This is a genomic window from Anaerostipes faecalis, assembly GCF_018982945.1.
Lineage (GTDB): Bacteria > Bacillota > Clostridia > Lachnospirales > Lachnospiraceae > Anaerostipes > Anaerostipes faecalis.
Genome location: NZ_JABRXE010000002.1, coordinates 239,744 through 263,824, shown reverse-complemented (window position 1 = coordinate 263,824; position 24,081 = coordinate 239,744). Strand labels below are relative to the sequence as shown.

Genomic DNA, 24,081 nt, shown 5'->3' with positions numbered 1-24,081 from the left:
GGAGGTTTTTTATATACGGCTAAAGCCAAAATCGTGCTCCACCAGCAGAGCTGGTGGTTTATTATTTCGTGCCGGAGCATTCTCCTTCTGAAGAACACTCCAGCACTCAACAGACTAAAGTCACCAAGCGGAGCAAATTTCCTCCGTGCATCAATCTGCACAAGCGAAGCGCGGAAGCCGTGCACGGGGAACTTTGCGTAGTTATACATTGAAACGGAATACGATAATATCACCGTCTTTAACTACATATTCTTTTCCTTCCTGTCTTACCAGTCCTTTTTCTTTGCATGCAGTCATACTGCCATATTCAATCAGATCATCATAAGAAACCACTTCAGCACAGATAAATCCACGCTCGAAGTCAGTATGAATCTTACCAGCTGCCTGAGGAGCTTTGGTTCCTTTTTTGATTGTCCAGGCACGGGTTTCATCTTCGCCTGAAGTAAGGAAACTGATTAATCCCAAAAGAGAATAGCTGGCAGAAATCAGTTTTTCAAGACCGGATTCTTCGAGACCAAGATCATCCAGGAATTCTTTCTTTTCGTCATCGTCAAGTTCGGCAATTTCCTGTTCAATCTGGGCACATACAACAAATACCTTTGCATCTACATCATCTGCATATTTACGTACTGCTTTTACATAATCATTGTCTTCCTGACCTAATTCATCTTCATTTACATTTGCAGCAAAGATAACAGGTTTGATCGTAAGAAGATTACAGGAGTTTAAAATTTCTTGTTCATCTTCATCTTCTGTTTCAAATGTCTTAGCCAGTTTACCGTCTTCCAGATGAGCTTTCACTTTTTCCAGAAATTCTACTTCATGGGCAAGGGTTTTATCGTTTCTTGCACCTCTGGTAGATTTTGCGATTCTTCGGTCAAGAACCTCAATATCAGAGAAAATCAATTCAAAGTTAATGGTTTCAATATCACGTAAAGGATTTACAGAGCCATCCACGTGGACAATATTCCCGTCATCGAAACAACGGACAACATGTACTATGGCATCTACTTCACGGATGTTGGCAAGAAACTGGTTTCCCAGACCTTCTCCCTTGGAAGCACCTTTTACCAGACCTGCAATATCAACAAATTCAATTGCTGCAGGAATGACTTTTTTTGAATGATACATATCAGCTAAATGATCAACACGTGTGTCTGGAACCGTAACGATTCCAACGTTTGGATCGATTGTACAAAATGGATAATTGGCTGATTCAGCCCCTGCCTTAGTCAGGGAATTAAATAGAGTACTTTTTCCGACATTTGGCAGTCCAACAATTCCTAATTTCATAATTTCTTCCTTCCTTATTTACACATTTATTCAGTTAATAGTCTATCACAAGGAACTTGAAAAGAAAAGAAAAATAGATTAAGATATTAATCTTAGGAAAATGAAAACAGATTAAAGAGAAAGGGTATCAGAATGGAACATGAGATTCGATTTCCTCATTTGGGGATTCTGTTAAAAAGTGTTGGAGATGGATTTACAATAGGTGGATTTGAAATAAAATATTACGGGATTATGATTGCCATGGGATTTTTGTTTGGACTTTTAGTGGCATATTATGCTGCAAAGCATACAGAAGATTTTGATCCGGAAATGGTATTTGACTATCTTATTTGTATGGTAATTCCTGCAATTGCAGGAGCAAGATTGTATTATGTGGTTTTTTCCTGGGATTATTATAAAGATCATTTAAATGAAATTATTCAGATTCGAAATGGAGGACTGGCAATCTACGGAGGGATTTTTGCGGCAGTGCTTACATTATATATTTTTTGCAAAGTCCGGAAAGTTTCCATGTTAAAGTTCGGGGATATTTTAATAAAAGGATTATTAGTGGGACAGATTTTAGGAAGATGGGGAAATTTCTTTAATCGTGAAGCATTTGGCCGTTATACAGATGGACTCTTTGCCATGCAGATACCAACAGATTTCTTTATGGAACATGGACGTTTATCAGAAATCATTGAATCAGGATTGTATGATCAGGCCGTTTTTCAGGAGACAGGAGGGAAAATATATACCTTTATTCAGGTACATCCGACTTTTCTGTATGAGGCTTTATGGAACCTGGCAGTACTGCTGATTATTATATGGTTCACAAAACGGAAAAAGAATGATGGTGAACTGATTGCATTATATGCAATAGGATATGGAGCTGGACGATTCTGGATTGAAGGACTTCGTACGGATTCACTGATGCTAGGAAATACAGGAATTCGTATTTCACAGATGGTTGCTGCAGTCATGGTTGTTGCAGGAGTAGCCTTTTTCATATATAGGAGAAGAAATTTAAAAAAGTGCAAAGAAAAATAGATATTTAAGGAAAGTAAAAAGACGGAAATATCCTGCAAAATGTGGATACTTCTGTCTTTTTTTGATGCGGAAAACAACCTGTCAGTCATCTTCAGATAGGATAAGTGAATTGATTTCTAAAAATGTTGATAAACTAAGAAAAAACTAAGAATTGAGTGTGGATTATTTCTTGATTTTTTACCTGGTATCATATAAAATATTACCTATAAGTGGTATAAAGTGGTGAAAGGTGGGACAAGAGTGTAATCGGGTGTCATCTGATATTACCAAGTGGAGTAATTTGAGACTAAGAGGTGATTCCATGTTTATGGGAGAGTACAATCACACCATTGACTCAAAAGGCAGGCTGATAATCCCTTCCAAGTTTCGAGAAACTTTAGGTCAGGAATTTGTAATTACAAAGGGGTTAGATGGGTGCCTGTTTGTGTTTCCTATAAAAGAATGGAAAGCTTTTGAGGAGAAATTGCGAAGCCTTCCACTTATTAACAAGGATGCCAGAAAATTTTCAAGATTCTTTTTGGCAGGTGCCAGTACCTGCGAACTGGATAAGCAGGGAAGAATTCTTGTACCCGGAACATTACGGGAGTTTGCAGGAATGAATAAAGAGGTAGTATTGACAGGAATGCTGGATCGTATCGAGATATGGAGTAAGGATAAATGGAATGAAAACAATTCTTATGAAGATATGGATGATATAGCAGCAAGCATGCAGGATTTAGGTCTGAGTATTTAGGGGTTTTTATGGAATTTGAACATATTTCCGTATTATTGGAAGAGACAATTGAAAAACTTAATATCAAACCGGATGGAATTTATGTAGATGGAACTCTTGGAGGAGCTGGACATGCTTATGAAGTATGCCGGCATCTTTCTGATAAGGGACGTTACATTGGGATCGATCAGGATGCAGATGCTATTGCTGCCAGTACAAAACGCCTTGAAGAATTTGGAGATAAGGTTACCATCGTGAGAGATAACTATGTGAATATGCCTAAGGTTTTAAAAAATCTTGGAATCACAGGTGTAGATGGAATATTGCTTGATCTGGGGGTTTCCTCTTTTCAGTTGGATGAAAAGGAAAGAGGATTTACCTACAGGGAAGATGTTCCGCTGGATATGCGAATGGACCAAAGGCAGAAACTTACAGCCCGTGATATTGTTAATGAATATTCTGAAATGGAATTGTTTCATATTATCAAAGATTACGGGGAAGAGAAATTTGCAAAGAATATTGCAAAACATATTGTAAACAAAAGAAAAGAAAAACCTGTGGAAACTACAGGTGAATTAATAGACATTATTAAGGGCGCCATTCCTATGAAAGTCAGAGCTGTAGGGGGACATCCGGCAAAGAAAACTTTTCAGGCGATTCGGATTGAATGTAATAGAGAACTGGATGTGTTGAAAGACAGTCTGGATGCAATGATTGATTTATTGAATCCGGGGGGGAGACTTTGTATCATCACATTTCACTCTTTAGAGGATCGAATTGTAAAACGTGCCTTTAAGAAAAATGAAAATCCATGCACATGCCCGCCGAATTTTCCGGTATGTGTCTGTGGAAAGGTTTCAAAGGGAAAGCAGATTACAAGAAAGCCAATTGTTCCGGGAGAGAAAGAACTAGAAGAGAATAAGAGAGCTAAAAGTTCCAAGCTTAGAGTATTTGAAAAAGCACATTAAGGGGAGTAGTCTATGGAAAAATCAAGACAAGAGCGTTACAACTTAATATATGGAAACACCGTAAGAAAAATAGAACCTGAACCGGCATATAGGGAACCGCAGAGAAAAAGAAAGCCGGTATCAAGACCAAAGGCGACTCCGAGAACACGACAGAATCAGCAAAAGGCCCTGGAATTTGATATGGCCTTTATCCGCACTCTGCTGGCAGCATTGGCTGTTATTGTTGGAGTCAGTTTCTTCTATCTATCTGAAAGAACGAAACTGTTAAATCAGAGGACAGTCTTGGCACAAAAAAAGGCACAGCTTTCTACTCTTCAGACAGAAAATGAAGATTTAAATCTTGAAATTGAGCAAAGTATCAACTTAGATGCTATTGAAACAGCAGCAAAAAGCTACGGAATGAAGAAACCAGATTCAAAACAAATTATTCATTATGATAGTCAGGATGTGGAATATGTACGTCAGTACGGGAAAATTCCGGATGCCAACTAAGAGGTGGTTTACTTGAAGAAAAGAAGACGAAAGAAAATAAAAAGATTAAATCATGCTATGAAGGTACGAACTGTTGAAATCGTTGCCGTCATAGCAATTCTTTTTGTAGTTTTAATAGGAAGATTGGTATATTTTGGCATTTTTAAAAATGGAATTTACAAGCGTCAGGTATTATCACAGCAAAATTATGATAATGAAGTAATACCATATAAACGAGGGGATATTTTAGATCGAAATGGTAATACTTTAGCTACCAGTCAGAAAATGTATAATCTGGTTCTGGAGCCCAAAAACATTTTAAGAACGAAAAAAACAAAAACGGATGCACTGAATGCATTAACCAAGTATATGGATCTGGATGAAGATAAGCTGATTTCATTCTTGAATAATAATAAAGAATCTTATTATTCTGTGTACAGGCAGAATCTCAGTTACAGCCAGGTTTCAGATTTAAAGGAATATCTTGAGGGCAAAAAGGGCAAGAATGTTGTGGGAATTGTCTTTTCTGAAAAATATCAGCGACGTTATCCTAATAAATCCATGGCAAGTCATGTTCTTGGATTTGTATCTGATGGAAACGTTGGAACAGGAGGAATCGAACAATATTATAACAGTACATTATCAGGGGTTGATGGAAGAAAATATAAGTATCTTAATGAAGAACTTGAACAGGATAGCTCAATAGTTGAGCCGGAGAATGGTAAGACTATTGTATCTACTATTGATTCAAATATACAGAAGATAGCAGAGAAGACACTGAATAAATTTGAGGAGAAATATGGAAGTAAAGGCAGCAGTATTCTTGTAATGAATCCAAATAATGGGGAAGTGTATGCAATGGCAAATTCCACTTCTTTTAATCTGGAAGATCCGAGAAGTGATGATGTACTTCTTCAGAAGTATTCGCAAAAAAAGATTGCTGCAATGACAGAAAAACAGAAAGTCAAGGCATTTAATGAAATCTGGAAAAATCCGATAGTTTCCAATGCATTTGAGCCGGGTTCCACATATAAACCGTTTACAGTGGCTGCAGGATTAGAGGAAGGAATTCTTAAAGGAAATGAAACCTACTATTGCGATGGATTCCAGAAAGTCGGGCCTCATACCATCCATTGTTCTCATAGAAGCGGACATGGAAATATTACACTGTCTCAGACAATTTCTCTTTCCTGTAATGATGCTTTGATGCAAATTGCAGAAAAAGAAGGAAAAGATATTTTTGCAAGCTATCAAAGAGATTTTAATTTTGGGAAATTAACAGGAATTGATCTTCCAGGAGAAGCAAAGACCTCTGCATTGCTTCATGATGCAGATGATATGACAGAAGCTGATCTGGCAACCAGTTCTTTCGGACAGTCTTTTAACTGCTCCATGATTCAGATGGCAAGTGCATTTTCCTCCCTGATCAATGGGGGAAATTATTACAAGCCGCATGTTGTGAAACAGCTTCGTAATGATAAGGGAGAAGTTGTAAGAACTGTAGATGCAACTCTGGTAAAACAGACTGTTTCCAAAGGTACTTCGGATAAAATCAAGTCGTATATGAAAGAAACAGTTGAATCTGGAACAGGAACGAAAGCACAGTTAGATGATTATACTGTCGGTGGTAAAACGGGAACAGCACAGAAGATTCCTAGAAGTGCAGGAACCTATATAGTATCATTCTGTGGATTTGCACCAGTGGAAAAACCTCAGGTCGTTGTTTATGTGGTTATTGATGAAATCCAGAAAAGTTCTCAGACTAATACCGGTCTTGCCGTTGAGATGGCTCAAAAGGTTTTAAAAGAATCCTTGAAAGAATTAAAAGTGCCAAAAAGCAGTAAAAAGTAATACACATGGAAATTTCTCATAATCTTATACTATATGAGATTATGAGGAATAACTATGAAAACGGTTTATAAAAAGAGAATCCTGGGAATTATCATTGTATTTTTTGTAGGATTTCTAGTTGTTACATGTCGTCTTGGTTATGTAATGATCGCGCAGGCTGATAAATATTTGAAACTTGCAAAAAATCTTCATCAGCGGGAAAGAGAAATAAAAGCACCAAGAGGAAATATTTATGACAGAAATGGAGTGAAGATTGCTTCTAATAAAGCAGTTTATTCGATTTCTGTCATTTATTCACAAATGAAAGAAAAAGCCAGGATTGTAAAGGTTTTATCTCAGGTACTCCAGATTGATGAGGAAGAGGTAAAAAAGAAAGTTTATAAAAATTCTGTCAGAGAGAAAATAAAAAGTAATGTTGATAAGGTGAAAGCAGATAGAATAAGGGAATATAAACTTGATGGGGTTAAAGTAGATGAGGATTACAAAAGAGTATATCCTTTTGATTCTCTGGCATCGAAAGTTCTTGGATTTACAGGAGGAGATAATCAGGGAATCATAGGACTTGAAGTTGCATATGATAAGTATTTGAGAGGAAAATCAGGAAAAATCCTGACATTAACGGATGGGAAAGGCATTGAAATACAAGGGGCCTTTGAGGAGCGGGATGAACCTGTTCCAGGAAAAGATCTGTATACATCTTTGGATGTAAATCTACAGAATTATATCACTCAGGCATGTGAAAAAGTAAAAAAAGAAAAAAAAGCAAAACAGGTATCCATGATACTTATGAATCCGCAGAATGGCGAAATTTTTGCTATGGCAAATGTTCCGGAATATGATCTTAATGAACCTTTTGTATTAAGCAGAAAAGTATCTGAAAAAAGCAGTAAGAAGCAGCAGGAATATTTGAATAGGAAGTGGAGAAATACCTGTATCAATGATACCTACGAGCCTGGATCTGTATTTAAGATCGTAACAGCAGCGGCAGGATTAGAGTCTGGAAAAGTCAGGCCTGATGACCATTTTAATTGTCCAGGGTTTCGAATCGTAGAAGACCGTAAGATTCGCTGTCATAAAACAAGTGGTCATGGGCCAGAAACATTTAAAGAAGGTGTTATGAATTCCTGTAATCCTGTATTTATGGAAGTAGGTGCCAGAGTTGGCGTCGATGGCATGTATGACACTTTCAGGAAACTGGGATTGTTTGAAAAAACAGGAATTGATTTGCCTGGTGAAGCCGGATCTATTATGCATCAGAAAAAAAATGTTAAAGCGGTTGAACTTGCTACCATGTCTTTTGGTCAGTCTATCCAGATCACGCCACTACAGCTTTTAAGAGCTGCCAGTGCAGCTGTAAATGGAGGCAGACTGATAACACCGCATTTTGGAGTGAGTCTGGTTTCTGCTGATGGCAAAAAAGAAAAAGTATTTCATTATCCGGTAAAAAAGAATGTCATTAAAAAAGAAACATCCGAGACTATGAGAGAACTTCTTGAAGCGGTTGTTTCAGAGGGGTCAGGAAGAAATTGTCGCATAGATGGTTTCTCCATTGGGGGAAAAACGGCTACAAGTGAGAAACTCCCAAGAGGAAATGGAAAATATATTTCGTCTTTTCTGGGGTTTTCAAAAGCCAGTCACCCAACAATAATGGGTATCGTGCTGATTGATGAACCGGTTGGAACCTACTATGGAGGGACCATAGCGGCACCGGTTATGAGAAATGTATTTGAGATTGCATTGCCTTATCTTGGCATATCAAAAGATTATACGGTTGATAAAAAAAGTGAATAATTATATACTAGAAAACAAATGAGGTGGAAGCATGAATTATAATATTGTGAAGCCGATTTTAATTGCCTTTTTCGTCAGCGTTATATTGAGCCCGATGATGATCAGGTATCTTCATAAGTTAAAATTCGGTCAGTTTATCCGTGGCGAAGGTCCGGAGTCACACCTGAAAAAGTCTGGTACTCCCACTATGGGAGGCTTGATTATTTTACTGGGAATAGTGGTGGCATCTTTATTTTATGTCAGAGATTATCCACTTATCATACCGATTTTGTTTGTAACTCTTGGTTTTGGATTTATCGGATTTATAGATGACTATATAAAAGTTGTAATGAAGAGAAATCTGGGATTGAGAGCCTGGCAGAAAATGATGGGACAGATTATAGTAACAGGAGTTTTCGCATATTATCTTATTAATTATACAGATTTAGGGACTTCTATGATTATACCATTTACCCATGGAAAGTATCTGGATATGGGGATATTGTTTGTACCAGGAATTTTTATTATTTTATTAGGAACAGTAAATGGAGCAAATTTTACAGATGGACTGGATGGACTGGCGTCCAGTGTTACAGTTTTAATTGCAACATTTTTTACTGTGGCAGCAGTGGGAATGAGAATTTCAGGAAAGGATCCTGGAATATGGCCGATTTCGTGTGCAACAGTAGGATCATTGCTGGGATTTCTTGTGTTTAATGTATATCCGGCAAGGGTATTTATGGGAGATACAGGATCCCTGGCACTGGGAGGATTTGTAGCAGCTACAGCAGTGATGCTGCATCTTCCTTTATTTATACCAATTGTTGCCTTCATTTACATGATTGAAGTCATATCTGTAATGCTGCAGGTATGTTATTTTAAAGCTACAAAAGGGAAAAGATTATTAAAAATGGCGCCAATCCATCATCATTTTGAGTTGTCTGGATGGCCGGAAACAAAAGTTGTTGCAATTTTTGCGATTATTACAGCTGTCTGTTGTCTGATTGGTCTGGTAGCTATTTAGTAAGGAGAAAAAAATGGCATTAAGTGATAAGAAATTTTTAGTTGCAGGAGCAGGAAAAAGTGGAGTCGGTTCTGTCAATCTGCTGCTTCAGGCAGGGGCAGAAGTTAGCCTATATGATGGAAATAAGGAACTGGATTTAAATGCATTGTATGAAAAAATATATGATAATAAGGAAATTCCTGTTCTGCTTGGGGAAGTAACAGAAAACGCAGTGAAAGATTATGATTTACTTGTTTTAAGTCCTGGAATCTCTGTAAATGCACCGATTGCAAAGGTATTTTCAAATCAGGGGAAGCCTGTATGGAGTGAGATTGAATTAGCTTATCAGGTATCCAAAGGGAAAATTGCAGCCATTACAGGAACCAATGGAAAAACAACCACCACAGCCCTGACTGGAGAAATTGTAAAGGGCTATTTTGACAGTACATTTGTCGTTGGAAATATTGGAACACCATATACCAGTGTAGCTCTTGATACGAAAGATGACAGTGTAATTGTTGCGGAAATCAGCAGTTTCCAGCTGGAAACTATTGTTGATTTCTGTCCGCAGGTATGTGCAGTTCTTAATATTACCCCGGATCATCTGGATCGCCATGGAACAGTGGAAATATATGCCCAGACAAAAGAGTCTATAGGAAAGAATCAGAATGAAAATCAGGTAATGGTATTAAACTATGAGGATGATACGACTCGTGCCATGGCAGAACGTGCAAAGGGTAAAGTAGTATTTTTCAGTCTCCATCATAAAATTACAGAAGGCGTTTCCCTTGACAATGGAACATTTATCATTGAGGAAAATGGAGAGAGAATTCCAGTATGTACAATGGAGGATATACATCTTTTGGGAGACCATAATTATGAGAATATTCTTGCGGCAATTGCTGTGTCTTATTATATGGGAGTTCCGGTAAAACAGATAAAAGAGGGAATAAAGAGATTTCATGGAGTTGCCCACAGAATTGAATATGTGGATACTGTTAATGGAGTCGCATATTATAATGATTCTAAAGGAACGAATACAGATGCAGCTATCAAAGGGATTCAGGCAATGAATCGTCCAACATATCTTATAGGGGGAGGATATGATAAAAAATCTCCTTATGATGACTGGATTGAAGCCTTTGATGGAAAAGTTAAGGAATTGATTCTTATGGGAGTGACCGCACCTAAGATTGCAGAGACTGCAAAAAAACATGGTTTTGAGAACATTGTTTTTGTTGATTCCATGGAAGAAGCAGTTTCTTATGCAGCAGGTAAGGCACAGAATGGGGATGCGGTTCTGTTGTCACCGGCTTGTGCCAGCTGGGGAATGTTTCCAAATTATGAAGTACGAGGCGATATTTTCAAAGAGTGTGTAAAAAAATTAAAGGAGCTGTAAGCAGTGGCAAATCGTATCAGAGAAAAATACATGTCAAAAAAGGAATATTTTGATTATCCTATGCTGTTTCTCGTTATATTTCTGATATTTTTTGGTATGGTTATGATATTTAGTACAAGTTCATACAAAAGCACAGTGAATTTTGGAAATCCATATCACTGGGTAATCCGTCAGGGAATAGCTGTTGCTGTAGGAGCTGCTGCAATGATAATGTCTTGTAAATTGGATTATCGTGTTTTTAACAATAAGTATATTGCGTTGGGTCTTTATTTTGTAAGTATTGCATTGCTGGTCGTTGTTTTGCTTGTTGGTGCAGCCAAAAAAGGAGCTGTGCGATGGATTTCCATTGGAGGATTACAGTTTCAGCCATCAGAAGTTGCCAAGATTGGTCTGGTTATTTTTCTGGCATATATGCTGTCCCTTAATGCTCATAAAATGGATACATTTTTAGATGCCATGAAGATGCTTGTCTGGTGTGTACCGATTATTGGTCTGGTTGCGTATCAGAATCTTAGTACAGCACTGGTTATGTGTGCTATTGCAGGTGTCATGATTTTTGTTGTCAGTTCAAAAACAAAAGAGCTGTTTGGTCTTGCGGCTGCTTCAGTAGGTGGGTTGGTTATGTACCTGACATTTTCAGATAGTTATAGAAATGAAAGGGTTGCCATCTGGAAACATCCGGAGACACACGAAAAGGGCCTTCAGACAATGCAGGCGTTGTATGCTATTGGATCAGGAGGAATCTTTGGAAAAGGGCTGGGACAAAGTATGCAGAAAATGGGCTTTATTCCTGAGTCTCATAATGATATGATTTTTTCCATTATATGCGAAGAACTGGGATTATTTGGAGCTGTCTGTCTTATTCTGGTGTTTATAGCATTGATCTGGAGAATGCTGTTGATTGCCATGAATGCAGAGGATTTGTTTGGTTCGCTGATTGCCATTGGATTTTTAACACATATCGGCATCCAGGTATTCATAAATATTGCAGTTGTAACCAATACGATTCCACCAACAGGAATACCTCTTCCATTTATCAGTTATGGTGGTACTTCTATAATGGTTATTATGATCGAGATGGGAATCGTTTTGTCAGTTTCCAAAAGAATAAGGCTTTAGAAGGGATTACATAAATGGAAGAAAAAGAAGAACGAGAAGAAAATAAAGTCATTAAGATAAATGATCATAAAAAACAAAAGATAATTCCTCACATTTCAGTAAAAAAATTTCTGTTAGGAATAGGTATTCTTTTGATATGTTCTATCATGATCATTTGGGCTACATGTACCACCAAAACCATAAAAATAAGCGGGAACAGTCATTATACGGATAAAGAAGTTGAACAGGCTGTTAAGAAAAATGGATATATTGATAATTCTGTAGCATATCTCATAAAAAGCAGGATATTTCAACCCAAATTGCTTCCGTTTATTGAATCTTTTCAGGTGGAATTAGAAAAGCCTGATATTATAAGAATTCATGTAAAGGAAAGAAAAAGGGCAGGTTGCCTTGCATATAATGGTAAATATGTGTATTTTGATAAAAATGGATATGCTTTGGAAAGCTATGAAAAAAAATATGGAGATGTCCCTCTGGTTACAGGATTACAATTTAAAAAACTTGTTATGCAGGAAAAAATTCCGGTAAAAAAGCAGGAAATATTCACTTATATCCTTGAATTGACAATGTCAATAGATAAATATAACATCCCGGTTCAGGAGATATATATCAAAGATGATGGAAATGCCCTGCTAATGAGTGGTAATCTTACCATAGATTTATATGATAAAGAAAATATTGATATAAAGATACCGGAGTTGTCTGGTATTTTGAAAAAACTGAAAGGAAAAAGTGGAACCATTAATATGAGATATTTTGATGAATATCAGAAGATTACGATTTTTAAACCAAAAAAGGTTGAAAAAAACAAGTAAAAACGGTATCATAAAAATAGTCTATAAAATTATAAAGGGTTGTCATAGAGACATGAAGGAGGAGCAACGTGGTTGAAATTATGCCTAGTGTAGAGAGTACACAAGCGAGAATTTTAGTGATAGGTGTCGGGGGAGCAGGAAATAATGCAGTAAACCGTATGGTAGATGAAAATGTCCAGGGTGTAGAACTCGTAGGCGTTAATACAGATAGACAGGCTTTATCTTTATGTAAAGCTTCAACAAAGATACAGATTGGTGAAAAACTTACTAAAGGACTTGGAGCAGGAGCTAAGCCGGAGATCGGTGAAGCGGCAGTAGAAGAAAATAGAGAAGAAATTACAGAACTGGTAACAGGAGCAGATATGGTGTTTGTAACCTGTGGAATGGGTGGAGGAACCGGTACAGGAGCAGCACCTATAATTGCTGAGATTGCCAAAGGTCTTGGAATATTAACAGTTGGTGTTGTAACAAAACCGTTTACTTTTGAGGGAAAACCTCGTATGAATAATGCGATGTCAGGAATTGCACGCCTTCGCGATCAGGTTGATACTATGATTGTAATTCCAAATGATAAGCTGTTGCAGATTTGTGATAAGAAAACAACAATTCCGGATGCCTTGAAGAAAGCAGATGAAGTACTGCAGCAGGGAGTTCAGGGAATTACAGATATGATTTATAATCCAGGACTTATCAATGTGGACTTTGCGGATATTCAGACTGTTATGCGTGATAAAGGTATTGCTCATATCGGTATGGGTGTTGCTGATGAGGAACTGGAAGCTATTAAGACAGCTATGGAAAGTCCATTACTGGAAACTACAGTTTCAGGAGCAACAGACGTTATTGTAAACTTTGCCGGAGCTGTTGGTATGCTGGAAGCACAGCAGGCAGTAGAATACTTAAAGGATGCTGCAGGACAAGAAGTCAATGTTATCTTCGGTACAGTCAATGCGGATTTCGGAGATCAGATCAGTGCAACTATTATTGCAACTGGAATCAAATCAGCAGAAGAGCAGGCAAGAATCAGAACTGGTTTTACCACCAGACCGGCACCGGCATTTTCAGGACAGCAGATTCACAATGGAAAGGTTGAGACGGAAGAGACTTCAGCAGCATATACCACTGAAGCTTCAGCAACAGCAATGGAAGATAATGATTCCAAAATTGTGATACCAGAGTTTTTATTAAAGAGCAGAAGAAAATAAAATTAATTATGAGTAATGAAAAAGTATCAGGAAGTCTGTAGAGCAGATTTCCTGGTACTTTTTTCTTTCATGCTGATAGCGGACTTGTCCGCTTTGTTCAGGAGATTTTCATGAACAATAAATAATACCTAAAACAATCTGAATTGAGAAAAGTAAATAAAAAAACTTACGACACAGAACATCTGAACCGGACATAAGTCCGGGAAGCAGTTCAAGTCGTAAGTTCTTTTTTACTTATAGTCTCCGCGGCTAAATTCTAAATGATATCCAACACTTTCCATTCTTCTGCCTAGACAGCCAACACATTCAGCGGCTTCTTCTCCAGTACAGATTTTATTATCATACAGAGAATAATCTTTTCTTACAGCTACAGGAGATAGATTTGGCATAACTACATTGGCACCTGCTAAAATACCCTTTTCCCTTCCTTTTGGATCAATGGTTCCAAGAGCCGTGGTAGAAGGAAGAAGCAGATGATGATTCATCAGCCGTAGAATACTGATTAAAAATGTAGTAAGTTCTACAGTCCCAGATGGAAAATCTTTGAATTTTGTATCATGATGTGGTACAAATGGACCGATTCCAACCATTTGGGGATCTAATTTTTTGATAAATAATAAATCATCTGCCAGGTTCTCCAGTGTCTGATACGGTGCTCCCACCATAAAACCAGTTCCCACATGGAATCCGATTTCCTTTAAATTCCAGAGACATTGTTTTCTGTATTCCAAAGACATGCTGTCTGGATGAAGCATGTGATAATGTTTGGAATCGGCGGTTTCATGACGCAGAAGATAGCGGTTAGCTCCAGCTTTGAATAATTTTTCATAGCTTTCTTTTGAACGTTCTCCCAGAGAAAGAGTAATGGCACAGTCGGGATACTTTTTTCGGATTTCCGCAACAATTGGGACCATTTTATCATCGTTAAAATAAGGATCTTCTCCACCTTGCAGTACAAAGCTGCGATAACCAAGCTGATATCCATTATTACAGGCAGATAAAATCTGATCTTCTGTCAGACGATATCGATGAGCATTATGGTTCCCACCTCGGATGCCACAATAGTAACAGTTGTTCTTACAATAATTTGTAAATTCAATAAGCCCTCTGGGGAAAACACCGGTTCCATATATTTTTTGCGCTTCTTTTCTAGCAAGTTCTGCAATATAAGAAGCATTTTCTTCATTGCGGTTTTCAAGAAGAAAAATAAGTTCTTCTTGAGAAAGAGTTTGTTGTTTATATAGTGTATCAATGATTGTCAGGGTGTTCATAATCATACTCCTCCGATAGATTTTATAAGAAAGATAATCTCTTTTGCAAATATAACATATTAAACAATAAAAGGAAACAATAATAAAAAGAATTGTCTATTTTTTAGTACAAAACATAAGAAAAATTGAATCCTTTCATGGGTTGTGATAAAATAACACAGTTATTGAGAATTCAGGCAGCATTGTCTGCTTTTTATTAGGAAAGAAGGATATCATGAAGCGAGAAGATGTAAGAAATATTGCGATTATTGCCCATGTAGACCATGGAAAAACAACATTAGTCGATGAATTACTGAAACAAAGCGGTACTTTTCGTGAAAATCAGGAAGTTGCCGAAAGAGTTATGGATTCAAATGACATAGAAAAAGAGAGAGGAATTACAATACTTTCTAAGAATACAGGTGTTATGTATAATGGAATTAAAATTAACATTGTAGATACACCAGGACATGCAGATTTCGGAGGAGAAGTTGAACGTGTTTTAAAAATGGTTGATGGTGTTGTCCTTGTGGTAGATGCATTTGAAGGCCCAATGCCACAGACAAAATTTGTTTTGAAGAAAGCACTGGAACTGGATTTATCTTTGATTGTATGTATCAATAAAGTTGACCGTCCGGAAGCCAGACCGGAAGAAGTAGTGGATGAAACACTGGAACTTCTGATGGAACTTGATGCAGGAGATAAACAGCTGGATTGTCCATTTGTCTATGCATCAGCAAAAGCAGGATTTGCAGTAAAAGATATGGATGATGAGAAAAAGGATATGAAACCTTTATTTGAAACCATAGTAAATCATATTGAAGCACCAGAAGGTGATCCGGAAAAACCACTTCAGGTACTGATTAGTACGATTGATTATAATGAATATGTGGGGCGTATTGGAATTGGAAAAGTAGATAATGGATCAATTGCTGTTAATAAAGAATGTGTTGTAGTAAATGCTCATGATCCGGAAAAAAAGGAAAAAGTCAGAATTACGAAGTTATATGAATTTGAAGGACTTGATAAAGTAGATATAAAAGAAGCAAATATCGGTTCTATTGTTGCGATTTCAGGTATATCAGATCTTTCTATTGGAGATACCATCTGTGATACGGAAGGTGCTCAGGCAATTCCATTCCAGAAAATTTCTGAACCGACCATTTCCATGCAGTTTATGGTAAATGATAGTCCATTGGCAGGTCAGGAAGGTAAATACGTAACCTCCAGACACCTTCGGGATCGTCTTTTTAGAGAGTTAAATACGGATGTCAGTCTTCGTGTAGAAGAAACAGAAGATAGAGACAGCTTTAAAGTATCCGGACGAGGAGAATTGCATTTATCTGTTCTGATTGAAAATATGCGTCGTGAAGGATATGAATTTGCTGTAAGCAAAGCAGAAGTTCTTTATCATACAGATGAAAAGGGTAAAAAACTGGAACCAATGGAAATTGCTATCGTAGATGTTCCGGAGGAATTTGCAGGAGCTGTTATTGAAAAGTTAAGTCAGAGAAAAGGCGAACTTCAAAATATGTCCATGGCAAATGGAGGCTATTCCAGATTGGAATTCTCTATTCCTTCCAGAGGTTTGATTGGATATAGAGGGGAATTTATGACAGATACCAAAGGAAATGGTATCCTGAATACCTTATTTGATGGATATGGACCATATAAGGGGGATATTCAGTATAGAAAACAGGGTTCACTTATCGCCTATGAAGCAGGTGAAACAATTACTTACGGTCTGTTTAATGCTCAGGAAAGAGGAACATTATTTGTAGGTCCTGGAGAAAAAGTATATGGTGGAATGATTGTTGGACAGACAGGTAAAACGGAAGATATTGAAATTAATGTCTGCCGAACAAAAAAACTGACCAATACTCGTGCATCTGGTTCAGATGATGCATTAAAATTGTCACCACCTAAAATTTTGAGTCTGGAGCAGGCTTTAGAATTTATTGATACTGATGAGCTGCTGGAAATTACACCGGAAAATATTCGTATCCGGAAAAAAATTCTTGATCCGACTTTGAGAAAAAGAGCAAAATTTTCATAGAGTGGCAATGGAATGTCGAAAAACGTGGGAAAACTTTGTCGATGGATTTTTCTTCTATTTGTGATTCATTTGGAATACTCTTTAAAGTATACAAATTGACACAAGAAGGGAGAAAAAGGATGACAGAACAGGGAACCAATCATAATCAAGTGGAGGTGGCAGGAAGAATTCATTCATCTTTTGAATACAGCCACGAGATTTTTGGAGAAGGATTTTATACCGTCAGACTTTTAGTAAACAGATTAAGTGAAGCAACTGACGAGATACCATTATTAATTTCTGAACGTTTAATCGATGTTACAAAAGATTATCGAGGGATGCTGGTGAAAGCATGTGGACAATTTAGATCCTATAACAAACATGAGGAAAATAGAAATCATCTGATTTTATCTGTGTTTGTTCGCGATATTGAATTTCTGGATTCGATGGAAAATGTAAAACCAAATCAGATTACGCTGGATGGATTTATCTGTAAACAGCCAGTATATCGGATGACACCTTTAGGAAGGGAAATCTGTGATATACTTCTTGCCGTAAACCGGTCTTATGGTAAATCAGATTACATACCATGTATCTGCTGGGGCAGAAATGCAAGATTTGCAGGGAACCTGGAAATTGGTTCTAGAATTCAACTAATTGGCAGAATTCAAAGTCGAGAATATCAGAAACGAATAAGCGAAAATGAAACAATAAAACGTATTGCATATGAAGTTTCTGTAAATAAATTGGAAATTCATGAAAAGGATGTAGAATAAATTGGATTTATTGTAGTAAAAATGATATAATAAATCAATATTACAAAAGGAAGATTCTTTGAGGTGAAAAGATGAAAGGACGAGTGGAAGCATACTATGGTTCAGGAAAGGGAAAAACATCCTGTGCTATAGGTCATTGTGTAAAAGCGGCAGGTCAGGATAAGCAGGTTATTATCGTGCAGTTCCTTAAAGGAAAAGATACAGAGGAAATCAGCTTTATCAGAAGATTAGAACCGGAAGTTCAGCTTTTCAGATTTGAAAAGTATGAAAAACAGTACATGAATCTTAGTGAAGAGGAGAAGAAAGATCAGGACCATTATATTTTTAATGGGCTGAAGTATGCTCAGAAGGTTATTGATACAAGGCAGTGTGATGTTCTTGTACTTGATGAGGTACTTGGGCTTTTGGATCTGGAGCTTATTAAGCCGGAAAATCTCATTGAGCTTCTGGAAAACAGGGATGAGGAGCTTGAGGTTATTATGACAGGAAGAAGTTTGCCAGAAGAACTCATAGATTATGTTGATGCAGCCTATTGTATTAATACAGTAAAAGAATCTTAAAAAATAAATAATGTATGTCGTTAGATATATTTCTACATAAGATGATAGGAGGAAAAGAATATGTCAATATTTACAGGTGCTGGTGTTGCATTAATTACACCTTTTAAAGAAGATTTATCAGTTGATTACGATCAGCTTGAAAAGTTTATCGATTTTCAGATTGATAATGGAACAGATAGTATCATTATCTGTGGTACTACAGGAGAAGCTTCTACCATGAGCCACGATGAACAGATTGAAGTAATCGGAGCTTGCGTTTCTCATGTAAATAAACGTGTTCCTGTTATTGCAGGTGCCGGTGCAAATTGTACCGAAGAAGCATTATCTCTTGGAAAGAGAGCACAGGGGGTTGGTGCTGATGCACTGTTGGTTGTAACTCCATATTATAACAAAGCAACACAGGGTGGTCTGGAAGAGTACTATACAACAATTGCCGGTGCAGTTGATGTTCCGATCATTATGTACAATGTTCCGGGAAGAACAGGAACTAATATTCAGCCTAAGACAGCTGTAAAGATTGCAAGGACAGCTGAAAATATTGTTGCTATCAAAGAAGCCAGCGGAGACCTGTCACAGGTTGCTACTGTTGCATATGAAAGCCAGGGAGATTTGGATATTTATTCCGGAAATGATGACCAGGTTCTTCCGGTATTATCTCTAGGAGGAAAAGGTGTTATTTCTGTACTTTCCAATGTGGCACCAAGAGAAACTCATGATATGGTCATGAAGTTCCTGGAAGGGGATGTTGAAGGAAGTAAAGATATTCAGTTAAAATATCTTGAAGTTATTCATAAATTATTCTGTGAAGTAAATCCGATTCCTGTAAAACGTGCAGTGGCTGAGATGGGATATTGTCGTGATATTTTAAGACGTCCATTGACAGAAATGGAAGAAGCAAATGCAGAACTTTTAATAAAGGCAATGAAAGAAACAGGTATTCTTTAAGGAGAAACAGAAGATGACAAAAATTATGATGCATGGCTGCAATGGAGTCATGGGACAGGTAATTAGTAAGATTATTGAAGAAACAGATGATGCTGTAATGGCAGCAGGAGTGGATTGTCAGGATGATGGACATAATGACTATCCGGTATTTACCAATCTTGCAGATTGTAATGTTGATATTGATGCTATCATTGATTTTTCAGCAGCACCAGCAGTGGATGCTCTTGTTGATTATGCAGTGGAAAAGCAGATTCCATTGGTTCTTTGTACAACAGGATTAAGTGATGAACAGCTGGAAAAAGTAAAAGAAGCAAGTACTAAAGTTGCTATTTTACGTTCTGCCAATATGTCACTGGGAATTAACACATTGGTTAAGTTATTAAAATCCATGACAAAACTCCTTGCAGATGCAGGATTTGATATTGATATTGTTGAAAAACATCATCGTAGAAAGCTGGATGCTCCATCAGGTACAGCGTTAGCTCTTGCAGAAGCAGTAAATGAACCGTTGGACAATGAATATGAATTCGTCTATGATCGCAGCCAGAGAAGAGAGCAGCGACCAAAGAAAGAAATCGGTATTTCTGCAGTACGTGGAGGAACCATTGTAGGTGAACATGAAATCATCTTTGCAGGACAGGATGAAGTGATTGAATTAAAGCATACAGCTTATTCCAGAGCTATTTTTGGAAAAGGTGCAGTAAGCGCGGCACTTTATCTGGCAGGGAAACCGGCTGGTATGTATGACATGAGCGATGTTATCGGATAAAATGAAGATGACATAAGTTATTAAGAGAAACCGGATGTTTTGTTTCATCCGGTTTCTTTTTGTTATAATGAATGTTATAATTATAACAAAGGTTAGAACATTTATGATGGAGGTGTATTATGGCACAGATTATCGGTAGTCCAACTCGTTATATTCAGGGAAAAGGAGAATTAAAGAATCTTTGTGAATATGCAAAGAATTTTGGAGAAAGTCTGTTTGTATTGACTAGTGCTTCAGGAAGAAAAAGAGTAGAACCTTCTATCAATGAAGGAAAAGGCGATACAGAGATCACATATGATGTGTTCAATGGAGAATGCTGTATGACAGAAATCAATCGTCTGATTGAAGTAGTAAAAGGTGTGGGAAGTGATATCATTGTTGGTATTGGTGGAGGAAAAATCCATGATACTGCTAAAGCAGTAGCTTATTATATGCACAAACCGGTGATTATCGTTCCAACTATTGCTTCTACGGATGCTCCATGTAGTGCTTTATCTGTTATTTATTCAGATGAAGGGGTATTTGAGAAATATTTATTCCTGCCATCCAGTCCAAATATGGTTTTGGTTGATACAGGTATTGTCAGCAAAGCCCCTGCAAGGCTATTGATTTCCGGTATGGGAGATGCACTAGCAACTTATTTTGAAGCAAGAGCATGTAAACGATCCGATGCTTCCAACTGTGTTGGCGGAAAATGTACTCTGGCTGCAATGAATCTGGCAGAATTGTGCTACAATACATTGATAGATAGCGGTATTCAGGCAATGACAGCAGTAAAAGAAGGAATTTGTACAAAAGCGGTAGAGAATATTATTGAAGCAAATACATATTTATCTGGAATTGGATTCGAAAGTGGAGGTTTGGCTGGTGCACATGCAATTCATAATGGATTGACGGCAATACCGGAAACTCATAAACTCTATCATGGAGAAAAAGTTGCATTTGGCACTCTGGTACAGCTGGTGCTGGAAGATGCAGGGGAAGATGAAATTATGGAAGTCATTGATTTCTGTACAGAAACCGGCCTTCCGATTACCTTAAAAGAACTTGGAATTACAGAAGTAAAACCAGAGCAAATTATGGAAGTGGCAGAACTTTCCTGCGCAGAAGATGATACTATGGGAAATATGCCATTTGAAGTAACACCGGATGATGTATATGCGGCAATCATGGGAGCAGATGCATTGGGAAGATATTATACTGAATAAAAAGAGATTTTCTAAAAACAATAATACAAATGATAATGAAGATTCAAACAAAAAATAACGTTATTGTCAGACTGTAGACAAAGGGGGGGGTGTTGCAAGATGCAACGCCCCTTAGAATTTACAAGGAAGTTCCACTCGACTAGCGCTTATCTCTCGCAGATGGCTCGGATCCGCTGAGTCTCGGGAACGGCTTTCTCACTAAATCCATTCATCGCCGAAGGCTCGAATTCATTAACTGTTCAATGCCAAGTGTTCAATGCAGAGTATTCTAGGGTAATACTATGATTATGCGGAAAAAGAACCCACGCAGAAACAATCTGCACAAGCGAAGCGCGGAAGCCGTTTTCAAAAAAAGAACCCATATAGGAACTATTGTTCCTAATGGGTTCAAAATTTACAAGGAAGTTCCACTCGACTAGCGCTTATCTCTCGCAGATGGCTCGGATCCGCTGAGTCTCGGGAACGGCTTTCTCACTAAATCCATTCATCGCCGAAGGTTCGAATTCATTAAGTGTTCAATGCAGAGTATTCTAGGGTAATACTATGATTATGCGGAAAAAGAACCCACGCAGGAACAATCTGCACAAGCGAAGCGCGGAAGCCGTTCCTAGTGGGTTCTTTTGGAGTTACTCTACTGTTACAGATTTTGCCAGGTTTCTTGGCTGGTCTACGTCGTATCCTCTGAATACAGTTACATGGTATGCCAGTAACTGTAATGCTACGGTTACGCCGAAGGTTCCGAATTTATCGTCTACTTCTGGTACCTGAATCAGGTCATCATATAATCCTTCATACTTGGTCATGTCTTTATCTGTTACCATAATTACATGTGCTCCGCGGGCTTTTGTTTCTTCAACGTTTGCCATCAGTTTAGATAAAACATGATCCTGTGTTGCGATGGCGATGATTGGTACGCCTTCTGTTACAAGAGAAATGGTTCCATGTTTTAATTCTCCGGCGTTGTATGCTTCGGAGTTTACATATGAGATTTCTTTTAATTTTAATGAACCTTCACTTGCAATACCATAGTCTAAGCCTCTTCCAAGATAGAATGCAGAGAAAGTATCTTTGATTTTTTCTGCAATGGACTTAATATAATCATCCATTTTCAGGACTTCCTCAACGGTATTAATGGCTTCTTCAAAATGTTTACAGTATTCCTGCATTTCTTCTTCTGTCATCATATTGTTGATTTCAGCCAGTTTCAGAGCAATCAGATACATACCTGCACATTGTACAGAGAATGCCTTTGTACTTGCAACGGCAATTTCAGGGCCTGCATGTGTATAAAGTACATAATCACTTTCACGGGCAATGCTTGATCCTTTTACATTTACGATAGAAATTGTTTTTGCTCCACGTTCATTTGCCAGACGAAGTGCTGCAAGAGAGTCAGCAGTTTCTCCGGATTGGGTTACAACGATAACTAAAGTATGTTCATCTAAGATTGGATTCATGTAACGGAATTCGGAAGATAATTCTACAGTTACAGGAATACGAAGCATAGATTCAATCAATGTTCTTCCAATCAGACCAGAGTGCATTGCAGTTCCGCAGGCTGTTACAATAATACGGTTAATTCCTTTGAAAATATCATCGGAAATGCCATCTGCAGTAAAATCTGCATGACCATTGTGCAGACGAGGCATAACAGTATTGTGAAGTGCTTCCGGCTGATCATAAATTTCTTTCTGCATAAAGAAGTCATAACCGCCCTTCTGAGCAGCAGTTGTATCCCAGTCTACATGGAGCATTTTTGGTTCGATTTCTTCCTGTTCCATAGTGTATAATTTGATTCCGTCTTTTGTTAATACCACGATATGTTCCTCTGGAACAACAAAATAATCTTTGGAATATTTTAACAGAGCTACCATATCAGATGCGATAAATGCACCATCTTCTGTAGAAGTTGCTACCAGAGGGCTTGCATTACGCATACAGTAGATTTCTCCTGGATGATCTTTAAACATAACGCAGAAGCCGTAAGCTCCATCCAGAATTTTATCAGCTTCTTTTAAAGTAGCAAAAGGATCTCCGTTATACAGAGAATCGATTAACATTGCTGCAACTTCTGTATCTGTTTCTGAAACTGCTGTATATCCTTTTGTTTTTAAAGATGCAGCCAGTTCTTTATAGTTTTCAATAATTCCGTTATGAATTAAAGTAATATTCCCTGACACATGAGGATGAGCATTTTTTGTGGTAACTCCACCATGAGTTGCCCAGCGTGTATGACCAATTCCACATGTTCCACTGATATCTTCTGCATTTTCAACTTTTTCACGAAGCTGTGAAACTTTACCAGTTGTTTTAATGATTTTTGTAATTTCCTGTTCGTTTACTGCAATTCCGGCACTGTCATAGCCTCGATATTCTAACTGTTCAAGACCTCCTACCAGAATTTCTGCTGCCTGCAGTTTACCAGTAAATCCAATAATTCCACACATAATAAAAATCTCCTTATTAAAATTGACATAGCGAAATAATGAAGAGCAAACTATTTTTTTTTTCTTCATAATATTTCCAGTGTTAACTTGTTTTTTATTCATATGCGGTTTTGCCCGGATTATACTGCTTTTGTTTCATGATTACTCATGGCTTTGTGCAGTATATCACATAGACCGGGGCTACGGGAAAGCATCCGCCGAATTTTTCGATCACTTTCCACCTCGTTAACCTTCCGATTGCAGAGAATTAATCTGCTGTTTCCGTATCAGGAAGGTGCATGGCGCTTCGTACACTAATAAACTCCTTTCTATAGATTTTGCCGGATGTTCAAAACCCAAAACCTCCAACGGTAGAATGGTATCATGTATGTTTTAGGAAGTCAAATAATAAGAAAAATGTTTAGAAAAAAATAATATTTAATATTTTTTTAAGAAGTTAAAACTAGATACTTTTCT

21 protein-coding genes are annotated in these 24,081 nt (G+C 37.6%); 17 read left to right on the top strand and 4 right to left on the bottom strand.

Annotated elements, in window-relative coordinates:
- Both KTB61_RS04190 and ychF read right to left on the bottom strand, forming a co-directional pair.
- Positions 1 to 209, bottom strand: a 209-nt coding sequence (locus KTB61_RS04190) for a hypothetical protein (protein ID WP_216696862.1), incomplete at its 3' end; no start/stop codon positions are given.
- The gene (gene ychF / locus KTB61_RS04185; RefSeq protein WP_075760259.1) at positions 202 to 1,293 is read right to left on the bottom strand and encodes a redox-regulated ATPase YchF; all 1,092 of its coding nucleotides are present in this window, start codon (positions 1,291 to 1,293) and stop codon (positions 202 to 204) included. The genes KTB61_RS04190 and ychF, both read right to left, overlap by 8 nt.
- Positions 1,294 to 1,425: 132 nt before the next feature.
- Between ychF and lgt the strand changes: the two genes are divergently transcribed.
- The 11 genes from lgt (at position 1,426) to ftsZ (ending at position 13,635) form a co-directional block, all read left to right on the top strand.
- Positions 1,426 to 2,322, top strand: a complete 897-nt coding sequence (gene lgt / locus KTB61_RS04180) for a prolipoprotein diacylglyceryl transferase (RefSeq protein ID WP_075760260.1) — start codon at positions 1,426 to 1,428, stop codon at positions 2,320 to 2,322.
- A 301-nt stretch (positions 2,323 to 2,623) separates the two neighbouring features.
- Positions 2,624 to 3,055, top strand: coding sequence for a division/cell wall cluster transcriptional repressor MraZ (gene mraZ / locus KTB61_RS04175; protein ID WP_075760261.1), 432 nt, complete (start codon positions 2,624 to 2,626; stop codon positions 3,053 to 3,055).
- Positions 3,056 to 3,063: 8 nt separating this feature from the next.
- Positions 3,064 to 4,002 (top strand): 16S rRNA (cytosine(1402)-N(4))-methyltransferase RsmH, encoded by a 939-nt coding sequence (rsmH, locus tag KTB61_RS04170; protein WP_075760262.1) that lies wholly within the window; start codon positions 3,064 to 3,066, stop codon positions 4,000 to 4,002.
- A gap of 12 nt (positions 4,003 to 4,014) precedes the next feature.
- Positions 4,015 to 4,494, top strand: coding sequence for a septum formation initiator family protein (locus tag KTB61_RS04165; RefSeq protein ID WP_075760263.1), 480 nt, complete (start codon positions 4,015 to 4,017; stop codon positions 4,492 to 4,494).
- A gap of 12 nt (positions 4,495 to 4,506) precedes the next feature.
- Positions 4,507 to 6,324, top strand: coding sequence for a peptidoglycan D,D-transpeptidase FtsI family protein (locus KTB61_RS04160; RefSeq protein WP_230973600.1), 1,818 nt, complete (start codon positions 4,507 to 4,509; stop codon positions 6,322 to 6,324).
- Between the two features lie 54 nt (positions 6,325 to 6,378).
- Positions 6,379 to 8,115, top strand: coding sequence for a peptidoglycan D,D-transpeptidase FtsI family protein (locus tag KTB61_RS04155; RefSeq protein ID WP_075760265.1), 1,737 nt, complete (start codon positions 6,379 to 6,381; stop codon positions 8,113 to 8,115).
- Positions 8,116 to 8,146: 31 nt separating this feature from the next.
- Positions 8,147 to 9,118 (top strand): phospho-N-acetylmuramoyl-pentapeptide-transferase, encoded by a 972-nt coding sequence (mraY, locus tag KTB61_RS04150; protein ID WP_075760266.1) that lies wholly within the window; start codon positions 8,147 to 8,149, stop codon positions 9,116 to 9,118.
- A 13-nt stretch (positions 9,119 to 9,131) separates the two neighbouring features.
- Positions 9,132 to 10,496 (top strand): UDP-N-acetylmuramoyl-L-alanine--D-glutamate ligase, encoded by a 1,365-nt coding sequence (gene murD, locus KTB61_RS04145; RefSeq protein ID WP_075760267.1) that lies wholly within the window; start codon positions 9,132 to 9,134, stop codon positions 10,494 to 10,496.
- 3 nt (positions 10,497 to 10,499) lie between these two features.
- A complete protein-coding gene (locus tag KTB61_RS04140; protein ID WP_083638440.1) occupies positions 10,500 to 11,615 on the top strand; it encodes an FtsW/RodA/SpoVE family cell cycle protein in 1,116 nt (371 codons plus the stop codon).
- Between the two features lie 14 nt (positions 11,616 to 11,629).
- The gene (locus tag KTB61_RS04135) at positions 11,630 to 12,430 is read left to right on the top strand and encodes a cell division protein FtsQ/DivIB (RefSeq protein ID WP_216696860.1); all 801 of its coding nucleotides are present in this window, start codon (positions 11,630 to 11,632) and stop codon (positions 12,428 to 12,430) included.
- A gap of 68 nt (positions 12,431 to 12,498) precedes the next feature.
- Positions 12,499 to 13,635: a cell division protein FtsZ gene (gene ftsZ / locus KTB61_RS04130; protein ID WP_330390941.1), complete on the top strand. Its 1,137-nt coding sequence runs from the start codon at positions 12,499 to 12,501 to the stop codon at positions 13,633 to 13,635.
- Positions 13,636 to 13,865: 230 nt separating this feature from the next.
- On the opposite strand, the gene hydE is transcribed toward ftsZ, so the two are convergent.
- Positions 13,866 to 14,906 carry a [FeFe] hydrogenase H-cluster radical SAM maturase HydE gene (gene hydE, locus KTB61_RS04125; RefSeq protein WP_216696859.1) on the bottom strand — a complete coding sequence of 347 codons (1,041 nt, stop codon included), beginning with the start codon at positions 14,904 to 14,906 and terminating at the stop codon, positions 13,866 to 13,868.
- 214 nt (positions 14,907 to 15,120) lie between these two features.
- Here hydE and typA point away from each other — a divergent pair, with 214 nt between their 5' ends.
- The 6 genes from typA to KTB61_RS04095 all read left to right on the top strand — a co-directional run bounded on the left by typA (position 15,121) and on the right by KTB61_RS04095 (position 21,178).
- Positions 15,121 to 16,941, top strand: a complete 1,821-nt coding sequence (gene typA / locus KTB61_RS04120) for a translational GTPase TypA (protein ID WP_075760270.1) — start codon at positions 15,121 to 15,123, stop codon at positions 16,939 to 16,941.
- Positions 16,942 to 17,060: 119 nt separating this feature from the next.
- Positions 17,061 to 17,696, top strand: a complete 636-nt coding sequence (locus KTB61_RS04115; protein WP_075760271.1) for a single-stranded DNA-binding protein — start codon at positions 17,061 to 17,063, stop codon at positions 17,694 to 17,696.
- Between the two features lie 71 nt (positions 17,697 to 17,767).
- Positions 17,768 to 18,256 carry a cob(I)yrinic acid a,c-diamide adenosyltransferase gene (locus KTB61_RS04110; RefSeq protein ID WP_075760272.1) on the top strand — a complete coding sequence of 163 codons (489 nt, stop codon included), beginning with the start codon at positions 17,768 to 17,770 and terminating at the stop codon, positions 18,254 to 18,256.
- A 60-nt stretch (positions 18,257 to 18,316) separates the two neighbouring features.
- Positions 18,317 to 19,201 carry a 4-hydroxy-tetrahydrodipicolinate synthase gene (gene dapA, locus KTB61_RS04105; RefSeq protein WP_075760273.1) on the top strand — a complete coding sequence of 295 codons (885 nt, stop codon included), beginning with the start codon at positions 18,317 to 18,319 and terminating at the stop codon, positions 19,199 to 19,201.
- A 13-nt stretch (positions 19,202 to 19,214) separates the two neighbouring features.
- The gene (dapB, locus tag KTB61_RS04100; protein WP_075760274.1) at positions 19,215 to 19,970 is read left to right on the top strand and encodes a 4-hydroxy-tetrahydrodipicolinate reductase; all 756 of its coding nucleotides are present in this window, start codon (positions 19,215 to 19,217) and stop codon (positions 19,968 to 19,970) included.
- 119 nt (positions 19,971 to 20,089) lie between these two features.
- Positions 20,090 to 21,178: a glycerol dehydrogenase gene (locus KTB61_RS04095; protein WP_075760275.1), complete on the top strand. Its 1,089-nt coding sequence runs from the start codon at positions 20,090 to 20,092 to the stop codon at positions 21,176 to 21,178.
- 626 nt (positions 21,179 to 21,804) lie between these two features.
- On the opposite strand, the gene glmS is transcribed toward KTB61_RS04095, so the two are convergent.
- Positions 21,805 to 23,625: a glutamine--fructose-6-phosphate transaminase (isomerizing) gene (gene glmS / locus KTB61_RS04090; RefSeq protein ID WP_216696858.1), complete on the bottom strand. Its 1,821-nt coding sequence runs from the start codon at positions 23,623 to 23,625 to the stop codon at positions 21,805 to 21,807.
- Between the last annotated feature and the right edge of the window lie 456 nt (positions 23,626 to 24,081).

What these genes read in the sequence shown, in the direction of transcription:
- ychF (WP_075760259.1), bottom strand. Translation starts at nt 1,293, where the DNA reads ATGAAATTAGGAATTGTTGGACTGCCAAATGTCGGAAAAAGTACTCTA.
- lgt (WP_075760260.1), top strand. Translation starts at nt 1,426, where the DNA reads ATGGAACATGAGATTCGATTTCCTCATTTGGGGATTCTGTTAAAAAGT.
- mraZ (WP_075760261.1), top strand. Translation starts at nt 2,624, where the DNA reads ATGTTTATGGGAGAGTACAATCACACCATTGACTCAAAAGGCAGGCTG.
- rsmH (WP_075760262.1), top strand. Translation starts at nt 3,064, where the DNA reads ATGGAATTTGAACATATTTCCGTATTATTGGAAGAGACAATTGAAAAA.
- KTB61_RS04165 (WP_075760263.1), top strand. Translation starts at nt 4,015, where the DNA reads ATGGAAAAATCAAGACAAGAGCGTTACAACTTAATATATGGAAACACC.
- KTB61_RS04155 (WP_075760265.1), top strand. Translation starts at nt 6,379, where the DNA reads ATGAAAACGGTTTATAAAAAGAGAATCCTGGGAATTATCATTGTATTT.
- mraY (WP_075760266.1), top strand. Translation starts at nt 8,147, where the DNA reads ATGAATTATAATATTGTGAAGCCGATTTTAATTGCCTTTTTCGTCAGC.
- murD (WP_075760267.1), top strand. Translation starts at nt 9,132, where the DNA reads ATGGCATTAAGTGATAAGAAATTTTTAGTTGCAGGAGCAGGAAAAAGT.
- KTB61_RS04135 (WP_216696860.1), top strand. Translation starts at nt 11,630, where the DNA reads ATGGAAGAAAAAGAAGAACGAGAAGAAAATAAAGTCATTAAGATAAAT.
- hydE (WP_216696859.1), bottom strand. Translation starts at nt 14,906, where the DNA reads ATGAACACCCTGACAATCATTGATACACTATATAAACAACAAACTCTT.
- typA (WP_075760270.1), top strand. Translation starts at nt 15,121, where the DNA reads ATGAAGCGAGAAGATGTAAGAAATATTGCGATTATTGCCCATGTAGAC.
- KTB61_RS04115 (WP_075760271.1), top strand. Translation starts at nt 17,061, where the DNA reads ATGACAGAACAGGGAACCAATCATAATCAAGTGGAGGTGGCAGGAAGA.
- KTB61_RS04110 (WP_075760272.1), top strand. Translation starts at nt 17,768, where the DNA reads ATGAAAGGACGAGTGGAAGCATACTATGGTTCAGGAAAGGGAAAAACA.
- dapA (WP_075760273.1), top strand. Translation starts at nt 18,317, where the DNA reads ATGTCAATATTTACAGGTGCTGGTGTTGCATTAATTACACCTTTTAAA.
- dapB (WP_075760274.1), top strand. Translation starts at nt 19,215, where the DNA reads ATGACAAAAATTATGATGCATGGCTGCAATGGAGTCATGGGACAGGTA.
- KTB61_RS04095 (WP_075760275.1), top strand. Translation starts at nt 20,090, where the DNA reads ATGGCACAGATTATCGGTAGTCCAACTCGTTATATTCAGGGAAAAGGA.
- glmS (WP_216696858.1), bottom strand. Translation starts at nt 23,625, where the DNA reads ATGTGTGGAATTATTGGATTTACTGGTAAACTGCAGGCAGCAGAAATT.